The organism is Metabacillus sediminilitoris (assembly GCF_009720625.1).
GTDB lineage: Bacteria > Bacillota > Bacilli > Bacillales > Bacillaceae > Metabacillus > Metabacillus sediminilitoris.
Window position 1 is genome coordinate 2,257,317 of the sequence record NZ_CP046266.1, and the last position, 20,622, is coordinate 2,277,938.

General features: G+C 36.1%; 20 protein-coding genes and 1 pseudogene. 17 read left to right on the plus strand and 4 right to left on the minus strand.

From position 1 onward, the window contains the following. Window positions 1-157: 157 nt before the first annotated feature. From GMB29_RS10690 to GMB29_RS28065, 8 genes are all read left to right on the plus strand, one after another. A complete protein-coding gene (locus GMB29_RS10690; RefSeq protein ID WP_136357006.1) occupies window positions 158-1,186 on the plus strand; it encodes a glyceraldehyde-3-phosphate dehydrogenase in 1,029 nt (342 codons plus the stop codon). A gap of 156 nt (window positions 1,187-1,342) precedes the next feature. Beyond that, the gene (gene pckA, locus GMB29_RS10695) at window positions 1,343-2,929 is read left to right on the plus strand and encodes a phosphoenolpyruvate carboxykinase (ATP) (protein WP_136357004.1); all 1,587 of its coding nucleotides are present in this window, start codon (window positions 1,343-1,345) and stop codon (window positions 2,927-2,929) included. Between the two features lie 303 nt (window positions 2,930-3,232). After that, a complete protein-coding gene (locus GMB29_RS10700; protein WP_136357003.1) occupies window positions 3,233-4,768 on the plus strand; it encodes a malate:quinone oxidoreductase in 1,536 nt (511 codons plus the stop codon). Window positions 4,769-5,224: 456 nt separating this feature from the next. Then, complete coding sequence (locus GMB29_RS10705; RefSeq protein ID WP_136357001.1) at window positions 5,225-6,424, plus strand: NADP-dependent malic enzyme; 1,200 nt, start codon at window positions 5,225-5,227, stop codon at window positions 6,422-6,424. Between the two features lie 192 nt (window positions 6,425-6,616). Further along, window positions 6,617-8,221 (plus strand): DcuS/MalK family sensor histidine kinase, encoded by a 1,605-nt coding sequence (gene dcuS, locus GMB29_RS10710; RefSeq protein WP_136356999.1) that lies wholly within the window; start codon window positions 6,617-6,619, stop codon window positions 8,219-8,221. Continuing rightward, a complete protein-coding gene (locus GMB29_RS10715) occupies window positions 8,214-8,930 on the plus strand; it encodes a response regulator (protein ID WP_136356997.1) in 717 nt (238 codons plus the stop codon). The genes dcuS and GMB29_RS10715 overlap by 8 nt, the downstream gene beginning before the upstream one ends. A gap of 147 nt (window positions 8,931-9,077) precedes the next feature. Next, window positions 9,078-10,028 (plus strand): sugar ABC transporter substrate-binding protein, encoded by a 951-nt coding sequence (locus tag GMB29_RS10720; protein WP_168733931.1) that lies wholly within the window; start codon window positions 9,078-9,080, stop codon window positions 10,026-10,028. Window positions 10,029-10,514: 486 nt separating this feature from the next. Next, window positions 10,515-10,634, plus strand: a complete 120-nt coding sequence (locus tag GMB29_RS28065) for a hypothetical protein (protein WP_406600325.1) — start codon at window positions 10,515-10,517, stop codon at window positions 10,632-10,634. A 157-nt stretch (window positions 10,635-10,791) separates the two neighbouring features. Here the strand turns inward: GMB29_RS28065 and GMB29_RS10725 are convergent, their stop codons facing one another. Beyond that, a complete protein-coding gene (locus GMB29_RS10725; protein WP_136356993.1) occupies window positions 10,792-11,175 on the minus strand; it encodes a winged helix-turn-helix transcriptional regulator in 384 nt (127 codons plus the stop codon). A gap of 193 nt (window positions 11,176-11,368) precedes the next feature. Between GMB29_RS10725 and GMB29_RS10730 the strand changes: the two are divergent. From GMB29_RS10730 to GMB29_RS10760, 6 genes and pseudogenes are all read left to right on the plus strand, one after another. Next, window positions 11,369-11,900 (plus strand): annotated as a pseudogene (locus tag GMB29_RS10730) (MFS transporter); the annotation flags it as partial. A gap of 85 nt (window positions 11,901-11,985) precedes the next feature. Further along, window positions 11,986-12,462 (plus strand): heme-degrading domain-containing protein, encoded by a 477-nt coding sequence (locus GMB29_RS10735; protein WP_136356991.1) that lies wholly within the window; start codon window positions 11,986-11,988, stop codon window positions 12,460-12,462. A gap of 42 nt (window positions 12,463-12,504) precedes the next feature. Next, entirely contained in the window at window positions 12,505-12,978 is a 474-nt protein-coding gene (locus GMB29_RS10740; protein ID WP_136356989.1) for a tautomerase family protein, read from the plus strand. 52 nt (window positions 12,979-13,030) lie between these two features. Continuing rightward, on the plus strand, window positions 13,031-13,873 hold the full coding sequence (locus GMB29_RS10745; protein WP_136356987.1) for an aldo/keto reductase: 843 nt from the start codon (window positions 13,031-13,033) through the stop codon (window positions 13,871-13,873). Between the two features lie 177 nt (window positions 13,874-14,050). Continuing rightward, window positions 14,051-14,845, plus strand: coding sequence for an SDR family NAD(P)-dependent oxidoreductase (locus tag GMB29_RS10750; protein WP_136356985.1), 795 nt, complete (start codon window positions 14,051-14,053; stop codon window positions 14,843-14,845). Between the two features lie 318 nt (window positions 14,846-15,163). Further along, window positions 15,164-15,457: a putative quinol monooxygenase gene (locus tag GMB29_RS10760; protein ID WP_136356983.1), complete on the plus strand. Its 294-nt coding sequence runs from the start codon at window positions 15,164-15,166 to the stop codon at window positions 15,455-15,457. Window positions 15,458-15,501: 44 nt separating this feature from the next. On the opposite strand, the gene GMB29_RS10765 is transcribed toward GMB29_RS10760, so the two are convergent. Next, window positions 15,502-16,134, minus strand: a complete 633-nt coding sequence (locus tag GMB29_RS10765; RefSeq protein WP_196305243.1) for a LysR family transcriptional regulator substrate-binding protein — start codon at window positions 16,132-16,134, stop codon at window positions 15,502-15,504. A gap of 562 nt (window positions 16,135-16,696) precedes the next feature. Between GMB29_RS10765 and GMB29_RS10770 the strand changes: the two genes are divergently transcribed. From GMB29_RS10770 to GMB29_RS10780, 3 genes are read left to right on the plus strand one after another with little or no spacing between them, the layout of a single operon-like run. Further along, window positions 16,697-17,626: a DnaD domain-containing protein gene (locus tag GMB29_RS10770; protein ID WP_227551662.1), complete on the plus strand. Its 930-nt coding sequence runs from the start codon at window positions 16,697-16,699 to the stop codon at window positions 17,624-17,626. Beyond that, a complete protein-coding gene (locus GMB29_RS10775; protein ID WP_136356979.1) occupies window positions 17,623-18,882 on the plus strand; it encodes a replicative DNA helicase in 1,260 nt (419 codons plus the stop codon). The genes GMB29_RS10770 and GMB29_RS10775 overlap by 4 nt, the downstream gene beginning before the upstream one ends. 56 nt (window positions 18,883-18,938) lie before the next feature. Further along, window positions 18,939-19,367, plus strand: coding sequence for a hypothetical protein (locus tag GMB29_RS10780; RefSeq protein ID WP_136356977.1), 429 nt, complete (start codon window positions 18,939-18,941; stop codon window positions 19,365-19,367). A gap of 517 nt (window positions 19,368-19,884) precedes the next feature. Here the strand turns inward: GMB29_RS10780 and GMB29_RS10785 are convergent. Beyond that, window positions 19,885-20,280 carry a substrate-binding domain-containing protein gene (locus GMB29_RS10785; RefSeq protein WP_136356975.1) on the minus strand — a complete coding sequence of 132 codons (396 nt, stop codon included), beginning with the start codon at window positions 20,278-20,280 and terminating at the stop codon, window positions 19,885-19,887. A 94-nt stretch (window positions 20,281-20,374) separates the two neighbouring features. Beyond that, on the minus strand, window positions 20,375-20,569 hold the full coding sequence (locus tag GMB29_RS27365) for a recombinase family protein (RefSeq protein WP_227551783.1): 195 nt from the start codon (window positions 20,567-20,569) through the stop codon (window positions 20,375-20,377). Window positions 20,570-20,622 lie beyond the last annotated feature (53 nt).

The window sequence follows — 20,622 nt, forward strand, 5'->3', positions numbered from 1 at the left end:
TGGTTAGAATTAATCGGTACTTTAGGGAATGGAATGTTAATAATTGAGTAATTAAAAAAAGTAAAATTAGTGATGGATTTTTCTCTATTTATGTTATACTATTCGTAGATTTTTAGATAAATAGTATAACTCAATAGATTGAGGGGGACATATTAAAATGATTAATGTGGCTATTAACGGGTTTGGACGTATTGGAAGAATGGTGTTTCGTCAAGCGATAAAAGAAAGCTCATTCCAGGTCGTAGCAATTAATGCGAGCTATCCTGCAGAGACGTTGGCACACCTTTTAAAGTACGACACAGTACACGGGAAGTTTGACGGTACTGTAGAGGTTTCGCAAGATCACTTATTGGTGGATGGTAAGTTAGTTCAACTTCTTAATCATCGTAATCCTCAAGAGCTTCCTTGGAAGGAGCTGGGAATAGATGTTGTGATTGAAGCAACAGGAAAATTTAATGCAAAAGAACAAGCAAGTCTACATCTAGAAGCAGGGGCAAAGAAGGTCGTTTTAACAGCTCCAGGTAAAAATGAAGATGTTACGATTGTAGTTGGTGTAAACGATGAGCAATTGGATATTACAAAACACGATGTGATCTCAAATGCCTCCTGTACAACTAATTGTCTTGCTCCAGTCGTCAAGCTGTTAGATGAACAATTCGGCATAGAGAATGGCTTAATGACTACTGTACATGCATATACAAATGATCAAAATAATATTGATAATCCACATAAAGATTTACGTAGAGCTCGTGCATGCGCACAATCTATTATTCCAACTACAACAGGTGCTGCTAAAGCTTTAGCAAAGGTACTACCACATTTAACCGGCAAATTACATGGTATGGCACTACGCGTTCCGACACCAAATGTTTCGCTTGTAGATCTTGTAGTAGACGTAAAATGTGATGTGACAGTGGAACAAATTAATAATGCCTTCCAGACTGCGGCCCAAGGATCAATGAAGGGTATTATAGAATTCTGTCATTCACCGCTTGTGTCAGTAGATTTCAATACAAATACAAGTTCGTCTATTATTGATGGTTTATCTACAATCGTTATGGGAACCCGTAAGGTAAAGGTTCTTGCCTGGTATGATAATGAGTGGGGCTACTCCTGCCGCGTTGTAGATCTCGTAAAGCTAGTAGCAGATCAGATTGCTAGCCAAAAAAAATTACAACATGTTTAAGTCGATGACTTCATTACTAGCAACTTAAGGTTCAAATACTTTCAGAAGAATTCACCAACAAAACCCTATAAATAGTATGAATCATTTAAGTTAATGTATGTACTATTTGCGGGAATTACAAGAAATTTTCAAAAAAGATAAAAGGATGATATAGATATGAGTAGTGTGAACGTACAAATTGAATTACATGAGTTATTAAATGGAAGTAATGCACAAGTTCAATTAAGTGTTTCGCAGTTAGTGGAAAAAGTAATTAAGAGGGGAGAAGGTAAATTAACTTCTACCGGTGCTGTCTCTGTTTCAACAGGTAAATACACAGGTCGTTCTCCTAAAGATAAATTCATTGTTAAGGAAGCATCTACTGCTGATAAAATTGATTGGGGTACTGTAAACCAACCGATTTCCCAACAGCATTTTGATAATCTGTACACAAAGGTATTAGAATACTTAAAAGAAAAAGAAGAAATCTTCGTATTTAAAGGCTTTGCCGGAGCGGATCACAGCCACCGTCTTCCAATTCAAGTTATAAATGAATATGCTTGGCATAACTTATTTGCACATCAATTGTTTATCCGTCCGACAGGGATTGATTCCCCGAAACATGATGAACAATTTACAATCGTATCTGCTCCAACATTTAAAGCTAATCCGGATATTGACGGTACAAATTCTGAAACGTTCATCATTGTTTCTTTTGAAAAGCGTGTTATTCTGATCGGCGGTACTGAGTATGCAGGTGAAATGAAGAAATCCATCTTCTCTATCATGAACTACTTGTTGCCGGAACAAGACATTTTACCTATGCACTGTTCTGCAAACGTAGGTGAAGAAGGCAATGTGGCATTGTTCTTCGGCTTATCGGGTACAGGAAAGACAACGCTTTCTGCAGATCCAAACCGCAAGTTAATCGGTGATGACGAGCATGGCTGGTCTGATAACGGTGTATTTAATATTGAAGGCGGCTGCTATGCAAAGTGCGTGAACTTATCTCGCGAGAAGGAACCTCAAATCTTTGATGCGATTACATTCGGGTCTGTATTGGAAAATGTTATTATCTGCGAGAATACTGGTCTTGCAAATTACAATGATGTATCCCTAACAGAAAATACACGTGCAGCGTATCCAATTGATGCAATCGATAATATCATGCTTCCAAGTGTTGCCGGACACCCAAATACAATTGTGTTCTTAACAGCTGATGCATTCGGCGTATTGCCTCCAATCAGCAAGTTATCTAAAGAACAAGCCATGTACCATTTCTTAAGCGGTTATACTAGTAAGCTAGCAGGAACAGAGCGGGGGGTTACATCTCCAGAAGTAACCTTTTCTACATGCTTTGGTTCTCCATTCCTGCCGCTTAACGCATCTCGTTATGCAGAAATGCTTGGGGAAAAAATAGAAAAGCACAACTCAAACGTATTCTTAGTAAATACTGGTTGGACTGGTGGAGAATATGGCATAGGTCACCGTATGAACCTTTCCTACACTCGAGCAATGGTGAGAGCAGCACTTAACGGAGAATTAGATAACGTGGAAACCGGAAAGGACGATATCTTTGGTCTGGAAATTCCACTTAAAGTTCCAGGTGTACCTGACGACGTATTAATTCCAGAAAAAACATGGACTGACAAGGAAGCTTATAAAGCAAAAGCCTTAGACCTTGCTAGCAAGTTCAATGAAAACTTCAAAAAGTTTACAAGCGTATCTGAAGATATTGTAAAGCTTGGCGGACCTCTGGTATAACGAAAACTGAATGTTCAGCTCTTAAGCTGGTGTAAAAATAATTTAATAGAGACATAGAAACCTAAATGACAACTTGTTCAATGACAGCTTATGATGAATTTCCAAACCATTCTATATAAATTCTATTTTCAATTTGGACAGACTTCACCCATTGGGTGAAGTTGTCTTTTTTTTAGCTTATGCATCGAATGCCATTCAAACATCAAGAGACTTATTCAATTGATTTAAAGCCCGACAGACAAGCTTTCATCCTTTGCCTATGATCAATCGTCCCAAGGGCATTCGATCGGATTTGAAGTGGATATGAATATTAATAAGGAAAGGAGAGTTAAAATGAGCAACAGAGAAACGAAAACAGACGTAATTTTAATTGGTGCCGGAATCATGAGTGCTACTTTGGGGACACTTCTGAAAGAATTAGTACCAAACTGGAAAATTAAGGTATTTGAAAAGCTTACAAACGCAGGAGGGGAAAGCTCTAACGAATGGAATAATGCAGGCACAGGTCATGCCGCACTGTGCGAGCTTAACTATACGGTCGAAAATCCGGATGGATTGATTGATATTAGTAAAGCAATAAAGATTAATGAACAATTTCAAGTTTCAATGCAGTTTTGGTCATATCTTGTAAACAACAAGCTGATCCAAAATCCACAAGATTTTATCATGCCATTGCCTCATATGAGCTTAGTTCAAGGGGAACAAAATGTTTCGTTTTTAAAAAAAAGATTTGAAGCGTTATCAAAGAACCCATTGTTTCAAGGAATGGAATTTTCCGATGATCCTGAAAAACTAATGGAATGGATTCCGCTTATTATGCAAGATCGCACATCGAATGAGCCTATTGCAGCAACAAAGATCGACTCTGGTACTGATATCAACTTTGGAGCTTTATCCCGCATGTTGTTTGACCACTTAGAGACTAAAAATGTCGATTTACACTACAATCATAGTGTTACTGATATGAAACGTACGAGCGATGGTCTATGGGAATTAAAAGTACGGAATTCGGGTAGCGGTACTGTCGAATGCCATAATGCAAAATTTGTCTTTATCGGAGGCGGAGGAGGAAGTCTGCACCTACTGCAAAAATCCGGCATTCCTGAAGGAAAACATATGGGGGGGTTCCCGGTAAGCGGATTATTTATGGTGTGTAATAATCCAGATGTAGTAGAGCAGCATCATGCAAAAGTATACGGAAAAGCTAAGGTTGGTGCTCCTCCAATGTCTGTTCCGCACCTGGACACAAGATTTATTGATAATAAGAAATCATTACTATTCGGACCATTTGCTGGCTTCACACCAAAGTTCTTGAAAAACGGTTCAATGTTTGATTTGATCACTTCCGTAAAACCGGATAATCTCGTAACGATGTTGGCAGCAGGTGCAAAAAACATGTCATTGACAAAATACCTGATCCAGCAAGTGATGTTATCAAAAGAACAGCGCATGGAAGAATTACGTGAATTTATTCCGAACGCAAAAAGTGAGGATTGGGATTTAGTCGTAGCAGGCCAGCGGGTGCAGGTGATTAAAGATACGGAAGCTGGTAAAGGAACACTTCAATTTGGAACGGAAGTTGTTAGTGCAGCTGATGGTTCAATTGCAGCATTGCTTGGTGCTTCCCCTGGTGCCTCTACCGCCGTGCACGTCATGCTAGAAGTACTAGAAAAATGTTTCCCTGAACATATAAATGAGTGGGAAACGAAAATGAAAGAAATGATTCCTTCTTATGGTATATCGCTAATGGATAATCGAGAACTTCTGAACGAAATCCATACCTCAACAGCTAAAACACTTGGTCTAGCAGAAAAAGAGCCGGAACTTGTATTTAGTTAATTATTGAAAAAGCGATGATTGAAAAAAGTATCCTAGAGAGTAGACATTAGAGTACTTTTTTATACTATCAGAAATTATATTTTATGGTTGATAGCATAAGGGGATTTTCAAGGTGAAGGTCTAATTTTCTTATTGTCTTTTCTAGAGTTGTTTTCATATAAAAACTAAAGCTTCCGCCATAAGACCTGGTGAAAAGTAAGTTTTTTAATTAATTTTCTTAAATTAAAAAACAATTAAAAAAGTTAAATATACTATGAAGCTTTCTAAAAACACTATAATCTTTACTAAAGAAAGAGAATGAAAAAATTAGTCAATGGGAAGCGCTTTTTTTCCTAATTTGTACAATCTAAAAAGACAATATATTTAATATGTTTAGTGCTCTAAATTAAAATTAATCTATTAATCTACCAATTCAATAAGTCTTATAAAATTCTACAAAAGCAGGGTGATTCCGTTATGTCAACATTACGAGAAGAAGCATTAAAAATGCATCAAGAAAATAGAGGTAAACTTAGTGTTAGTTCTAAAGTCAAGGTACGTGATGCAAAAGATTTAAGTCTTGCATACTCACCAGGTGTAGCTGAGCCATGTTTAGCTATTCATGAGAATGAAGGTAAAGTATATGATTATACAATGAAGGGAAATCTGGTTGCTGTCGTTTCAAATGGAACCGCTGTCCTTGGGCTTGGAAATATCGGGCCGAAAGCAGCTATGCCGGTAATGGAAGGGAAGGCATTGTTATTTAAAGAATTTGCAAATGTAGATGCCTTTCCACTATGCATAAACTCGACTGATACGGATAAAATTGTCGAGCACGTTAAAATGTTAGAGCCTACTTTTGGCGGAATAAACTTAGAAGATATTGCGGCACCGCAATGCTTCGAAATTGAAGAGCGTTTACACAAAGAGTGTGATATTCCTATTTTCCATGATGACCAACATGGAACAGCTATTGTAACCGCAGCAGGACTCATTAATGCTCTGAAACTAGCAAACAAAAATATTGTGGATATTCGTGTCGTAGCAAATGGAGCTGGGGCTGCAGGCGTTGCTATTGTCAAGCTGTTGCTGAGTATGGGTGTGAAAGATGTCATTTTATGTGATACAAAAGGAATCATTTATAAAGGCCGTCCGGTGGGTATGAATAAATTTAAAGAAGAAATGGCAAGGATTACAAATAAAGAACAAAAGCAAGGGTCATTAGCAGATGCATTGCAGGGTGCAGATGTGTTTGTCGGGGTCTCTGCCGCAGGAGCAGTTACAAAAGAGATGGTTCGTTCTATGAATGAGAATCCAATTATTTTTGCTATGGCTAATCCGACACCAGAAATTATGCCGGAGGAGGCAAAAGAAGCAGGAGCACTTGTAGTTGGAACAGGACGCTCTGATTTCCCGAACCAAGTTAATAATGTCCTTGCATTCCCAGGGATTTTCCGTGGTGCTTTAGATGTTCGTGCAAAGGAAATTAATGAAGGAATGAAAATTGCTGCTGTTTATGCTATCACTGATTTAATTAGCAGTGAAGAGCTTCACGCTGATTATGTCATTCCAGATCCATTTGACCCAAGAGTAGCGAAACATGTAGCAGAAGCTGTTGCAGCTGCAGCAATAAAAACAGGGGTTGCGCAAAAAACATTTGATTTTACAACCACTTAAAGATTCGTTTATCTGGTATTAAGGAAATTGCTAAACCATTGCTAATTATAACTCCAGATCAAGTTAAAATAGAAATTTTACTTTTATAGCCTTCCTAATAATCTGTTTAGGTAAGGCTTTTATTTTACAATAGCTTAGTTAAAGCTGTATTGAATGAAAGAATAAGCAGGAACGTTTTTAGGAGTGGACTCATTGTCAAAACAAAAATTTAAGCTAAGTACTATTATCATTTTCTTTGTATGCTTGGTTGTTCTTTTATCATTGCTTTTTACTGATTTATTAATTAGTCAAACAGTAAGCGAATCGATTCGTAGCAGTCAAGAAGAAAAAGCAAAGATTGTATCACGAACAGTTGCCAAATCTGAAATTGTTAGAAGTGGACTTGAGAGAGAAGATGATAGTGGTGCAATACAAGAGTATACAGTCGATATTCAACAAGCAGCTGATGTTCTTTTTGTTGTAGTGATGGATATAAACGGAATTAGAAAATCTCATCCTGATCCAGGAGAAATTGGGAAACACTTTATCGGCGGAGATGAAGAAGTGGTATTAAACGGAAAAGAGAATATCTCGATATCGAAAGGGACACTAGGACAGTCATTACGTGCATTTACTCCTATCTATAATGATGAAAAGGAACAGGTAGGAGCAGTTGTAGTTGGGATATCCCTCAATAATGTTGAACAAGCACTTGAAAGTGGTCATAAAAATATTTTAATTGGCTCGAGCTTAGGTATTTTAGTAGGTATCATAGGTGCAGTTTTCCTGGCAAGATATATTAAAAAGGTTTTATTTGGATTAGAACCCTCTGCGATTGCAAAAATTCATGAGGAAAGAAATACGATGCTGCAATCTGTTCATGAAGGAATTATTGCAGTTGATAAAAATGCAATAATAACTCTTGTCAATAAATCAGCATTACGAACCTTTATGAATATGGGATTGCAAGGTAATCCTGTAGGAAGGAAACTGACCGATTTTCTGCCATTTTCAAAATTGGAACGGGTGATAAAAACAGGAAGGTCCGAAAAAGATGAAGAGATAACGGTCAATGGTGTAACACTTTTATCGAATCGAGCTCCGTTGATTGTAAACCAAGAAATAGTTGGAGCAATCTCAACATTCAGGGACAAAACTGAAGTCCACCAATTAGCAGAGCAATTAACGGGTGTTCGATTATATGCAGAAGCCTTGCGCGCCCAGTCACATGAGTTTATGAATCGACTGCATGTTATTCTTGGTATGGTTAAAATGGGATTTTATAATGAGTTAATCGATTTTATAAATGAAATTGTTGATCACCGTGTAAACGAAGTTAGTTATGTTACAAAAAATATGAAAGATCCTGTTCTTGCTGGGTTTATTATGGGCAAGCTTAGTACGGCAAGAGAAAATAAGGTAGAGATGAAGATAGATAATAAGACAGTCATTCCAAAATCCAGTGAGGATCATGTTACACATGAATTAATTACCATTATCGGAAATGTCGTAGATAATGCGATAGAAGCCATGAGTGAAATGAAGGAAAAGAAGCTTCTGTTAAAGTTAAACTATAATAAAAATCAACTTCGAATTAAAGTCCAGGATACGGGGCCTGGTCTTAAAAAGGAACAATTTACTCACATATTTAAGAAGGGGTATTCGACAAAGGGAGAAAATCGAGGCTATGGATTATATTTAGTGAGTAAAAGTGTCGAAGTTTTAGGAGGATCTATCCAACTAAACTTAAGTGTTGAAAAAGGAACAGAGTTTATTATTCAAATTCCTTACAAGGGAGAGCAGGAGACAAATGATTAATGTTCTAATTGTAGATGATGACCCGATGGTAGCAGAGTTTAATAAACAATACTTAAAAAAAATTGATGGTTTTATTTTAGTAGGTATCGCACATTCGGTAAATGAAGCGACAAAAATGATCAATCATCAAAAAGTTGATCTAGTACTTTTAGATATCTACATGCCGGGTGAAAATGGGTTGACTTTATTAAGTAAAATAAGAAAAGAAAAAAAAGAATTAGATGTCATTCTAATAACTGCGGCTTCAGACGTAGATAAAATTCAGACTGGGCTAAGATATGGAGCTGTAGATTATTTAATAAAACCATTTGAGTTTAAGAGATTTCAAAAAGCACTTATATCTTACAAAGAACAATACTTATATTTAAATCAACAAACTAAGATGAACCAGAAGGATTTAGATGAGCTCCTACTGGTGAAACAGGATGAATTAGTTACCGCTAAACCAATAAAGCCTCTGCCAAAAGGTTTATCTAGAGAGACTTTAAAAGTAGTTTTTAGTGCGATTAAAAAGCAAGCGAATTTTCCATTTACGACAGATGAAATGGCTGAAATTACAGAAATTTCAAGAGTTTCCATTAGGAAGTATTTAAAATTTTTAAGTGAGGTTCATGTTATTGATGAAACATTAACTTATGGTATTGGTAGACCTATTTATTCTTATATGTATAACGAGGAAAATGAATCGATTCTTAAACAATATATGTAATTAAAAAAGATATCAATAATTACGTTTTACAATGTGAATATCACACATAACAGACTTCAAGGAATCGTACTTTTAATCTCAATTCTATTAAAATATGATCTCCTTTCGTTCTGCAAATATAAAGAAAGCATGAGGGGGAAGCGTATAGTGAAAAAAAATTTGATCGTTCCATTAGCCTTTTTCTTTTTCATCATGGCTTTCACAAGTTTTACAGTTTGGTTTATTAAGGAAAAGGATAAGCCTAAGATTATGATCGTTACACATAGATTAGATATCGAGTATTGGAAAATATTTGAGTCAGGAGCCGAAAAAGCCTTCCAAGATTTAAATCTAAAGGGTAAAGTCATAGCTCCTGAATCGATCTATCCTATTAGTAATCAGCCTAAAATGTTAAAAAAGGTTCTTACTCAACAACCTGATGCGCTAATTGTAGCCCCTATTGATGAAGAGGTTACTATTCCTGCATTGATGGAATATAAGAAAAAAAATATTCCTGTGCTCCTTGTGTCTAGGGACATTGAATGGGAAGATAAAACCGCCTTTATTGGACCGGACCACTATGAATTGGGTGAGATGTCAGGAAAGTTATTGGGTTCAATGCTGCAGCCAGGAGATCAAGTCGCTATCATTTTTGGGCTAGCATATGATCAAGTTATGATTGATCGAATGAACGGGGCAAAGAAGGTTTTGAAGAATATCGGAATAGAGGTTGTTACAGAAAGATCAGGGTATGACGATTTGGCAAATCCAACACCAGTGATGGGAAGCATTTTGCAATCGTATCCAAATATTAAAGGGGTAATTGCTACTTCTGACCGCTTAGCTCTAGAGGCATTAGGAACAATAGAGGAAAAAGGGATGAAAATCCCTGTTATTGGTACAGATGGTATAATAGAAATGACAGAATTTGTTGAGTCAGGAAAGGTAGATGCCACTATAGCGCAGAATCCTTATGATATGGGATATCTAAGCGTAGTACAGGCACTGAAAGCAATTGAAGGAGACAATACCGAAAAGATAATTGATAGTGGAATTGATATCATAACTAAGGATAATGCGGAAGATAAAATAAACTTTTTAAAAAAATTATTACGGTAAAGTAAAATCTTCTACTATTATTTTTTTGTAATAAATAATGACGTCCTATAGATGTGTGGGTTTTGCAATTTACCTTTTGGTATTTCGAACAAGGAACAACGCGATCACTTCTCAACTAACTTCATTAGGTGTAATCCCCATTCGTTTGCAATATTCCCCCAATGCTCGAATTTTCAAGGAAAACAGATAAGAAAAAAAGATGTAGTAATTAACATGGATGATATAAAGGGTTATCTTAATGTGAGGAAAGAACGATATGGTGGGACAGATGCTGAATATGAATATTTTTTTTTTTCAAAATATAATGGCTCCCCTTCCCATCTTTCTATTAGATCAATTCAAGACTGAGTTAGAAAATTAAGATTTTTAAATTTATAGTATACATCATTTTTACCCATAACGGGTGCCTAACAGAGGACTGAATCAAAAGACGAACACCCACAGAAACCTTCAGCAAAAGAAAGAGACGTATATAGACAAAGATTTTTGGAAACAAAAGGGTGGAAGATCACTCGAATTTGGAGTCGAAATTGGTGGAAGAACTCAAGTGCGGAAATTGAAAAGATTGCTCAATTGGTTAAAAATGGTAAAAGGAGAGAATATTAAGGAGAAAGTTATGGCTTAAATTATAGGTATACCAATATGGTATACCTATTTTTGTATGAATGTATGCGGGGATTTTGTATACAAAGAAGATTTTTTGATTTGTCTTATTACACAATTGTGCCCGATGTTTTTGCGATTGTTGCTGGACTATTTTACGTTATGATGGCACAAAATCAATCTTTTTGTTTAAGATGTTGTCCTCTAAGACAGATGATTTATCACCATATACTTTCGTAATATGATTTTCTCCCCAAGCACATAAAGAATCCAAAATACTTTTCAAACTCCAGCCATATTCGCTAAGCTCATATTCCACTTTTGGGGGAATTTCATTATAAATAATCCGTTTAATAATTCCATCCTGTTCTAATTCACGTAATTGTTGAGTTAACATTTTCTGTGTGATAGCAGGCATAAGGCGTTTTAATTCACTTGTTCGTTTCTTACCATGTGTTAAATGACAAAGGATTACACACTTCCATTTCCCACCTATAACCTCAAGTGTAGCTTCAACCGAAATATTATACTTTTTAGTAGACATACTTATCCTCCTACTCAATATTTATAGGCACTAAAAAGTACCTATATCACTTTCAGGTGCTTATATAACTTTAAAGTGCGTACTTACTTTTATAAAACACACTCCTTATAATACATCTTGCGGACATTTTCTACCAGACTTTTTGCAGTTCATGTTCTAGAAAAATTTCACATCACTAGAAAGCAGGAAGGCCATGGAAAATAAAAAAAGTACATGGGCACTTTTAGCTTTAGCAGTAAGTACATTTGCAATTGGAACAACAGAATTTATAAGTGTTGGTTTATTACCCCTCATTGCAAATGACATGCATATTTCTGTTACAACAGCCGGCTTAACGGTTTCCTTTTATGCATTGGGAGTAACATTTAAGAGCACCCATTCTGACTCCGTTAACATCAAGCCTATCACGAAAAGGTTTGCTGCTTTGGATTATGGTCGTCTTTATTGTGGGAAATACTCTTGCAGCAAGTGCAGCGAGTTTTGAAGTGTTGATAGTTGCGCGTGTAATCACAGCTTTTTCACATGGAGTATTCATGTCTGTGGGTTCAACCATTGCTGCTGATGTAGTTCCTGATAATCGTAGAGCCAGTGCCATTTCCATAATGTTTTCAGGACTAACTATAGAAATCTTGACTGGAGTACCTTTTGGTACTTTTATTGGTCAACAATTTGGATGGAGAGAAGCCTTCATTGCAATTGTCATTGTTGGAATCATTGGAGCTGTGATCCTTACTAGTTGGAGCATGGCTTTAGAGAAAAAAGATCAAAAAAATGTAAATGTATCATAAAACGATTATGGGGGTAAAAGATATGAGTGCTTCAAGTATGGGTGAAATAAGAAAAAAAATTTTAATAGAGGAGGAAACACTTCAATTTTCCTCTTTTACAAATGAAGATGCCTTTCAATTAGGTTTATTAATCGTTGAAACAGCAAAGCAAGAGGGGAAATCGATTGCTGTTGATATAACAAAAAATGGTGTGCAATTATTTCATTTCAAGATGACAGGGACGACTGAGGAAAATACCATATGGATTGAGCGTAAAAAACGGGTCGTTTCTCTGCATAATCATAGCTCGTATTATATGCAGATACAAAGTGAGATAAATGGAATCCCGCACCATGAAGAATACCGTTTAGATGCCTCGGAATACGCTGCGTTTGGTGGAGCATTTCCCATCCAAATAAAAAACGTAGGGACTATTGGGATGATAACAGTATCAGGATTAACCCCAGAAGAAGATCATGAATTGGTGATTAGAGCAGTTAAAAATTATTTAAACAATTAGTTGTAGTTAGTGAATAAATAATCAGTTTTAGGGAGTGATACTATGCCATTAATTGAGCTAAATACTTGGCCAACCATGTCAACAGACGAAAAAAAGGAATTCATTTATACTGTAACCGAACTTACAACAAAATTATTAAAGATTGTCCCTGACAAAATTCAAGTATTGATAAATGAACTTGAGAAAGAAAACTGGGGAAAAGCTGGGGCAGTTGCAATCGATGCTACCTTTGCTGAGAAGAGCAGGGTGGTCAATTGGGATACAAAAGAGTCTTATCATATGCCGGAAAGTAACATAGATGGAATGGCTATCATCACGATTGATATTTGGAATACGTTTGATCAAGATACAAAGGATAAGTGGGTAAACCAGCTTACACAAATAACATCTAAATATACTCATGCACCTTTGGATAAAGTACTTATCGTCATTCGTGAAATGATTCCAGGGAACTGGGGACAAAGTGGTGTAACGGGAGCAGATAAAGACTTTCTTTCAAAGAGTAGAACATTTTAAAAACCACTAAATCTTATCAATTCAAATCAAATAATAATGGAGGTTCATTGTAATGATAAAAAATTTACAAGATACAACAACTTTGCATAACGGCGTAAAAATGCCTTGGTTTGGTATCGGGGTATTTAAAGTAGAAGAAGGGCATGTGTTAGTTAACTCTGTAAAAGCAGCTATTAAGCATGGTTATCGTAGTGTTGATACGGCAGCCATCTATGAAAATGAAGAAGGAGTCGGACAAGGTATTCGTGAAGGGATTCAAGAAGCAGGCATTTCAAGAGAAGAGTTGTTTGTGACTTCCAAAGTTTGGAATGCTGATTTAGGATACGAATCTACGATAGCAGCATACGAAACAAGCTTAAAAAAACTTGGATTGGAGTATTTAGACTTATACCTCATTCACTGGCCTGTAGAAGGCAAATACAAAGATGCTTGGAGAGCATTAGAGACCCTTTATAAAGAAGGGCGAGTAAAAGCGATAGGGGTAAGTAATTTCCAAATCCATCACCTTGAAGACTTGATGAAAGACGCAGAGATTAAACCAATGGTGAACCAAGTGGAATACCATCCACGTTTGACACAAAAAGAACTTCAAGCATTTTGTCAGGAACAAGGAATTCAGCTAGAAGCCTGGTCTCCATTAATGCAAGGACAGTTACTGGATAATGAAGTTTTAACAGAGATTGCAAATAAGTATAACAAATCTGTTGCTCAAATCATTTTACGCTGGGACTTACAAAATGGTGTTGTAACCATTCCGAAATCTGTAAAAGAACATCGGATTGTTGAAAACGCAACGGTATTTGATTTTGAATTAACGAAAGAAGATATGGAACAAATTGATAGCTTGAATCAGAATCACCGAGTTGGTCCAGACCCAGACAATTTTGATTTTTAATTAGGTACAGAGGAGTATAAACACATTTCTTTCGTTATATCCCTTTTGAGAAAAGAGTGGCTCCTCTTATTTTCTGTTAAAAATAAGAGGAGTAATCCACACTATTAACAATATAACAGTAATTATTCATTCCTACATAAGTCAATGATTTGAAACACGAATCTGGGAGGGATTTACATGCATCTGCATTTAAAAGGGAAAACGGCACTGGTTACTGGGTCTACGGCAGGAATTGGGAAAGCAATTGCTACGTCATTAGTGGCGGAAGGTGCCACTGTACTTATTAATGGACGTCGTGAAGAAAATGTTAATCAAACTATAAAAGAAATTCGAGCACAGTATCCTGATGCCATCCTTCAATCAGTAGTAGCTGATCTAGGAACAGAACAAGGGTGTCAAAAGGTTATTGAGAAGTACTCTGAAGTAGACATTCTTATTAACAACCTAGGAATTTTTGAACCTAAAGAATATTTTGATATCCCTGATGAAGATTGGTTTAAGATGTTTGAAGTCAACATTATGAGTGGTGTTCGACTTACTCGCTGGTATCTAAAACAAATGATTCAAAGAAAAGAAGGCAGAGTTATCTTTATTGCTAGCGAAGCAGCCATTATGCCATCTCAAGAAATGGCTCATTATAGTGCCACTAAGACTATGCAGCTCTCACTTTCTCGTAGTTTAGCTGAGTTGACTAAAGGAACAAATGTAACTGTCAATACTATTATGCCTGGTTCCACTCTAACAGAAGGAGTGGAAAATATGTTAAATAGTCTTTATCCTAATGACAGATTGACAATAGAAGAAGCTGAAAAGCGATTTATGAAAGAGAATCGGCCAACCTCCATTATTCAAAGACTTATTCGACCGGAAGAAATTGCCCATCTCTCCACATTCTTAAGTAGTCCTCTTTCCTCAGCCATTAATGGTTCCGCGTTGCGAATAGACGGGGGATTAGTACGTAGTGTATTTTAATAAACGAACAAAAGAAACGCTAACATAGTACTCTGTCAAAGAGAAAGATGGTAAGCCGAATGATTTGCATTTTTACTCATTATACAAGCCGAGCAATTGGCGGAGCGGGATTTATCATCATAGAAATGAATAAACGAACATAGGATCATGCAAAATTAAAATGCAGTATTTTTGATTTTGATGATCAACTTAAAAGGTTGAAAAAATAAATGCATAAATTGAAAAAAAGCATCGAGTCAATTCAGACCCTGATAAGTTTATTTTTAATTGGTTTAGTGGTTTTCGAAATTCATAATAAATAAGGAACGGGGGAGAATTATGAGCGAAATTATAATCAATGCAGTTTTAAAAGCTAAACCGGGAAAAGGAGAACTGCTTCGAACAGAGTTATTAAATATTATTGAAGCATCTCGAGCCGAGGATAGCTGCCTTCAATATACTCTTCATGAATCCGTTGAAAATAATGATACATTTGTTTTCTACGAAAGATGGAAAGATGAAAAGGCACTTGCTACACATATTGAAACGGATCATTATAAGCATTATCGCCAGCAAACAGAACAGCTGCTTGAAAAACGAGATGTTTATCGTTTACAAATAATAACCCCTTAATGGCCGACACCTGTGCACCGTTCATTTTCTGAACGGTGCTTCCTTTATGTCATCGAGATTTTTCCTTTCAACGATTGTATCAAGATCTTTTGTTTGCTATCGGATTCTTTACGAGCAATAACTGAAATTTTACGAGTGATTTTGAAGTTTGTAATAGGAATCGCCTTAATATTGTCACTAAGTTGGTTAATAAAAATTTCAGGAAGAATAGATATACCTAAATTAGCCTCAATAAAGTCAATTTCTAAAGCAATATTTAGCTTTTCTCCTTTTTCTAAAAACGCTTTTTCCACTAACATTCTCGCATCGCAACCCTCAGCTAACATGACAAAAGTTTCCTCTATCATTTCATCAAAAGATACTTCTTCTTTCTGACCATATTTCGGGTGTTGGCGATTCACAAATAACAGAAACTCTTCTTCAATTAATGGAGACGAATAGAATTTATGATTCACATCACTATCGTTAAATACTGCCGCATCAATATTTCTATTTTCTAAATTATTTAGAAGGTCAAAGAAGCTATAGGATACTTTAATTTTAATTTCCGACCTGTTCTTTAAGCGTTTATTTTGTGCTAAGTGATAAGGTAAATAAACAGTGGCTACGCTTGGCCATGAACCAATGGTAAGAAATGCTTTTTCTTTCTCCTGACTAAGGATAATTTCTCTTTTCATTACATTCACTTCGTTAATGATATTTTTACTTCTATTAAATAAGATTTGACCTGTAGGAGTTAAGGAAACCCCCACTGATGAACGCATTAATAACGTGGTTCCTAATTCTATTTCTAAATTGCGAATTTGTTTGTAATGCACCTGTTATTTAATTTACGAACAATATAATGACTTTTTACTTTCTTGTGTCGTTCTACGATACGTGGGCAAAAAGAAAAACAAAAATAAAAAGAAAAATAAAAACAACAACAAAAAGAAAAAGCTTTTAACCCAAGTATAGAGAATAATCCAGAAGTAGAGGGTCAATCACATATCCAAAAAACAATCATGTGAAAGTGGTAGTTGTTTTCTTTTGGAATAGCCAACCGTAACTGAATTTAGCAAAAAACGTTTCTTACACATTGTGAGGAACGTTTTTTATTTAGAGGATGAGCACATCAACCAAATTACACAGAATAGCGTTGTCACAAAATGTTCACATTTTAATCCGCTACTTTTCATCTCATTTTCCCTATATAGTCTATGAAAATAATTTTTCTAGATGAAAGGATAGTGATTGAAAATGGCAAAATATCGTATGGTGAGAGTTGATTTTTGGAAGAATCCGATTGCTTTAGAAGAAATGACCCCTGAGGATAAGTATTTTTACCTTTATCTTCTTACGAATTCAAATACAACTCAAATTGGCATCTATCGAATGACGAAGAAACAAATGGCGTTTGATTTAGGGTATTCGATTGAGACTGTCCAATCATTAATGGAACGATTCACCCTGCATCACAAACTGATCCGTTACAATCCGATCACAAGAGAACTCGCGATTAAAAACTGGGGGAAAGATAACCTGCAAAAGGGCGGGAAGCCTGTTATGGATTGTATAAAAACTGAATTAAAAGATGTCGAGGATACCTCGCTTATTTCATATGTTGCCGAAGCCATTACAAAAGAGGAAATTCGCAGTCTATATGAATCTTTTTGTAAACAAGATGGAGAGAAGGAAATTAGCGATCAAGCTGATGATGATACATATCCAGAAACTGAATGTGAGGAACTTGACGATTCTTTCGTACCTGGTGATACGGTACTTGGACAACAACCAGGTATAGAGAATAATCCAGAAATAGAGGATCAAACACAAGATGTGAAAGAAATTGTTGAGTTCTGGGATAACAATGGCTTTGGTCTTTCAAATATAAATGCGAAACTGCAGCTGTTATCCTGGTTAGAGGATTCTAGCTTTTTACAACCAAAAGCTGTGATCTTAAAAGCGATGGCAATTGCCTGTGCGAATAACAAGCGAAAGCTCAATTATATTGTAGGGATTCTGAAAAACTGGGAAAATGAATCATTACTAACTATTGAAGAAATTGACTCTTATCATGAGAACCCAAGGCCAGTTCCTAAGAATAAGCATTCAACCGAATCATTTCCTGCTGGTAGAGCGATCCCAGATGAAGTAAACCTTGATCTATCAGCAGGTGAAGATTGGTGAATATTGCGGAAAAAGCGTTCCTAGGTACATTGATGAAGGCAGAGTACCTGCTCAAGGATACCGTTATAAAACCCCAGCATCTGGAAGGAACAAGGCATCAAGAATTAATGCGAAGAATGGTGGAATTTAACCGAGCTGGTAAGAATATTGATTTAATCACCTTAACAACCTTACCAGACCTCGAATCATTTGGCGGCATGTCTTACCTTTCAGAGCTGTTATCATATGCGGATGTTGAGAAATTTGAAGGTACGGAAAAGCTCATACTTGATCTTTGGAAGGAACGGGAAAAGAAAAACATTTTAACCAATGCAGCTGTGAATGATTGGGATATTACAAAGGTCATTACTGAATTGGATAACATAAACCAAATGAAAGTGGACGATCATACGTCCATCCAACAAGCATTGACAGCTATCTATGAGGCACCATGGGAGGATCAAACAATCCTAAAAACTGCCACAACAGGTATCAAAAAGCTCAACGAAATGACAGGAGGCTTTCAGGATGGAGAAGTGACAATCCTAGCGGCAAGACCCTCGATGGGAAAAACCGACGTCATGCTTCACTTTGCAAAGATGTCCGGCTGGGCTGGCTATTTGCCGCTCGTCTTCTCGTTGGAAATGCCTGAAAAGCTGATCACCAAACGAATAATTGCTTCTACAGGGGGATTTAACCGCAGAAAAATGCGGGACCCGAAAAGAATGCTAAATGAAGATCAAAAGAATAAATGGTCGGATGTGATTGGCAACCTCAATGAAACACATATGCAAATTTTTGATGGTGCTGGTCAAACGGTTGCTGAAATGAGGGCAAAAACGCGAAAATTATTGCATCAATTTCCAAACAAAAAACCAATTCTTTTTATCGATTACCTAACACTCATCCGTTCTGGCGAACATTACGGAGGGAATTCTCATATGCAGGTGACGGAAATATCCAAATCGCTCAAAACGATGGCAAAGGATTTTCAGTGCCCAGTCGTTTGTCTGGCGCAGCTGAATCGATCGGTGGAATCAAGAGCTAATAAACGGCCGATGATGTCAGATATACGGGAATCAGGCAGTGTGGAACAGGATGCCGATGTGATTTTGTTCTTGTATCGTGAAGCATATTATGACAAGGACTCTCAGGATCAAACACTAGAAATCATTGTTTCGAAAAACCGGAATGGTCCAGTTGGAACCGTCGCCGTTCATTACAATGAGTATACAGGAATGATTGAGGAGAAAAAGGAGCAGAATCTTATTCATTGATAACCTTAAGTACGAAGACCAAAGGCGAAAAAATTCTTAAATCGAGGTGTTAGCACGTGATTGTGAAGGATCTTTACCTGGAATCTATTCGTTTTGAGGAATCATCGTTGGCCCATTATATTCACCATTTACTTGAAGAGGGGAATATTGAATTGGATGACAATATATCCAGCATAGATTTTGATCAGGCGGATCATCGGAAGGTAGCAGAAATGATTGAAGGCAATGTATTAGGGTTTCATAAGGTTGGTGTTTACTCATTGAAGATGAACGAGAGTGATTTTGTCTTTATATATGCTGAGAGTGAGCAAGAGGCAATCCGATTCTATAGTGAAACATTTCATGAAACCCCATTGAACTGTTATGAATATTCGCTGGATTTCGAGCTTGTAAGAGGGAATGGAGTGATTTCGTTTCGGGATATGAGGAAGGAGTTTATGAGTTTTCCGGTTGTAGCAGGATATTTTCAGAAAACGGAGAGTTAGGGAATGCTATTTTCCTTTATTGCTTTTCTAAACTATGTATTAATATATAATATATATTGGAATCTGGAATAAAGAAATTCCAATCAGAGAGAACGTTTAAATGAACGAATACTTCAAATATCTCGTTAAAACAAAAGGAAAAAGGAAGAAATAGGTTTTTGTCAGCTAATTAATAGATTCTAGGAAAGACTAAATATTGTTGACTCTTAACCGTTAAAGTGTGATCGATTTGGTATGAAAAGGTATTTTGCGTGGTTTTAAAGATTTAGTTTGCGTAAAAAAACCTAGCAACTTTTTATTCAATCGTTACTAAACTTAAGTTCCATTTGGTGAACAGTGTAACTGTTCACCACTATCCTAGAAAAGGTTAAAATACCTAATTTATGCTGTTCACTTTATTGGCGTATAAGTTTTTAACAGAATTTCGTGCAATTAAAATAGGCTCTATAGTTGTTTTCATTGGAGATTTATTAAAATTTTTATGTTCAATTTGTTCTAAAATAAAACGGCAAGTGGCTTATGCAACTTCCTTTGTGGGTTGTGAAACTACTGTTAGGTCATGTAGAGGAGCCCAATTAACATCATCAAACATAATAAAACTAATATCATTTGGTATTAAAATTTTCCTTTCTTTACATACCTTTAAAACATCGATCCCGATAGTATTTGTTCCTGCAATTATTCCTGTAGGTTGTATTTGATCAATTTTTTGCGAAATCATGTTATTTAAATTAGTTTGGTAAGGAACGTACATTATGTTTAATTCATTAAATGGGATATTCTCTTCTTTTAAAGCTTGTTTATATCCTTTCGAACTAAGGTCTTCAAATTTTTTATAGATTGATAATGTAGGATATACAGTCAATAATAAAATATTTGAATGTCCATTTTGAATTAGATGTTTTGTAGCCATATGCCATTGTTCGTTTACGAATAATATCTCGGTCAAACATTGCCGATACTGTTAACATTCCAAACATAGCTTTTCCTGCAGATGCTAACAAATTCTACTTCCTTTTCTCTAAGATCATCAGCAATTTCAATTGTTTTTTTGTTGATCTGGCTAAACGATCCTCACGATCATCTTTTGCACCTGATACTTTTTCTTTAAAAATTTCATAACAACCAAATTCATTTAGTACATCTAATTGTAAATCTACTGACTGATCGATGGTACTAACATTGCGTACCCAATTATCCATAAAATTCTAATTCAATACATGAATTACACCAAAAATGTCCCTTTATGATAGAT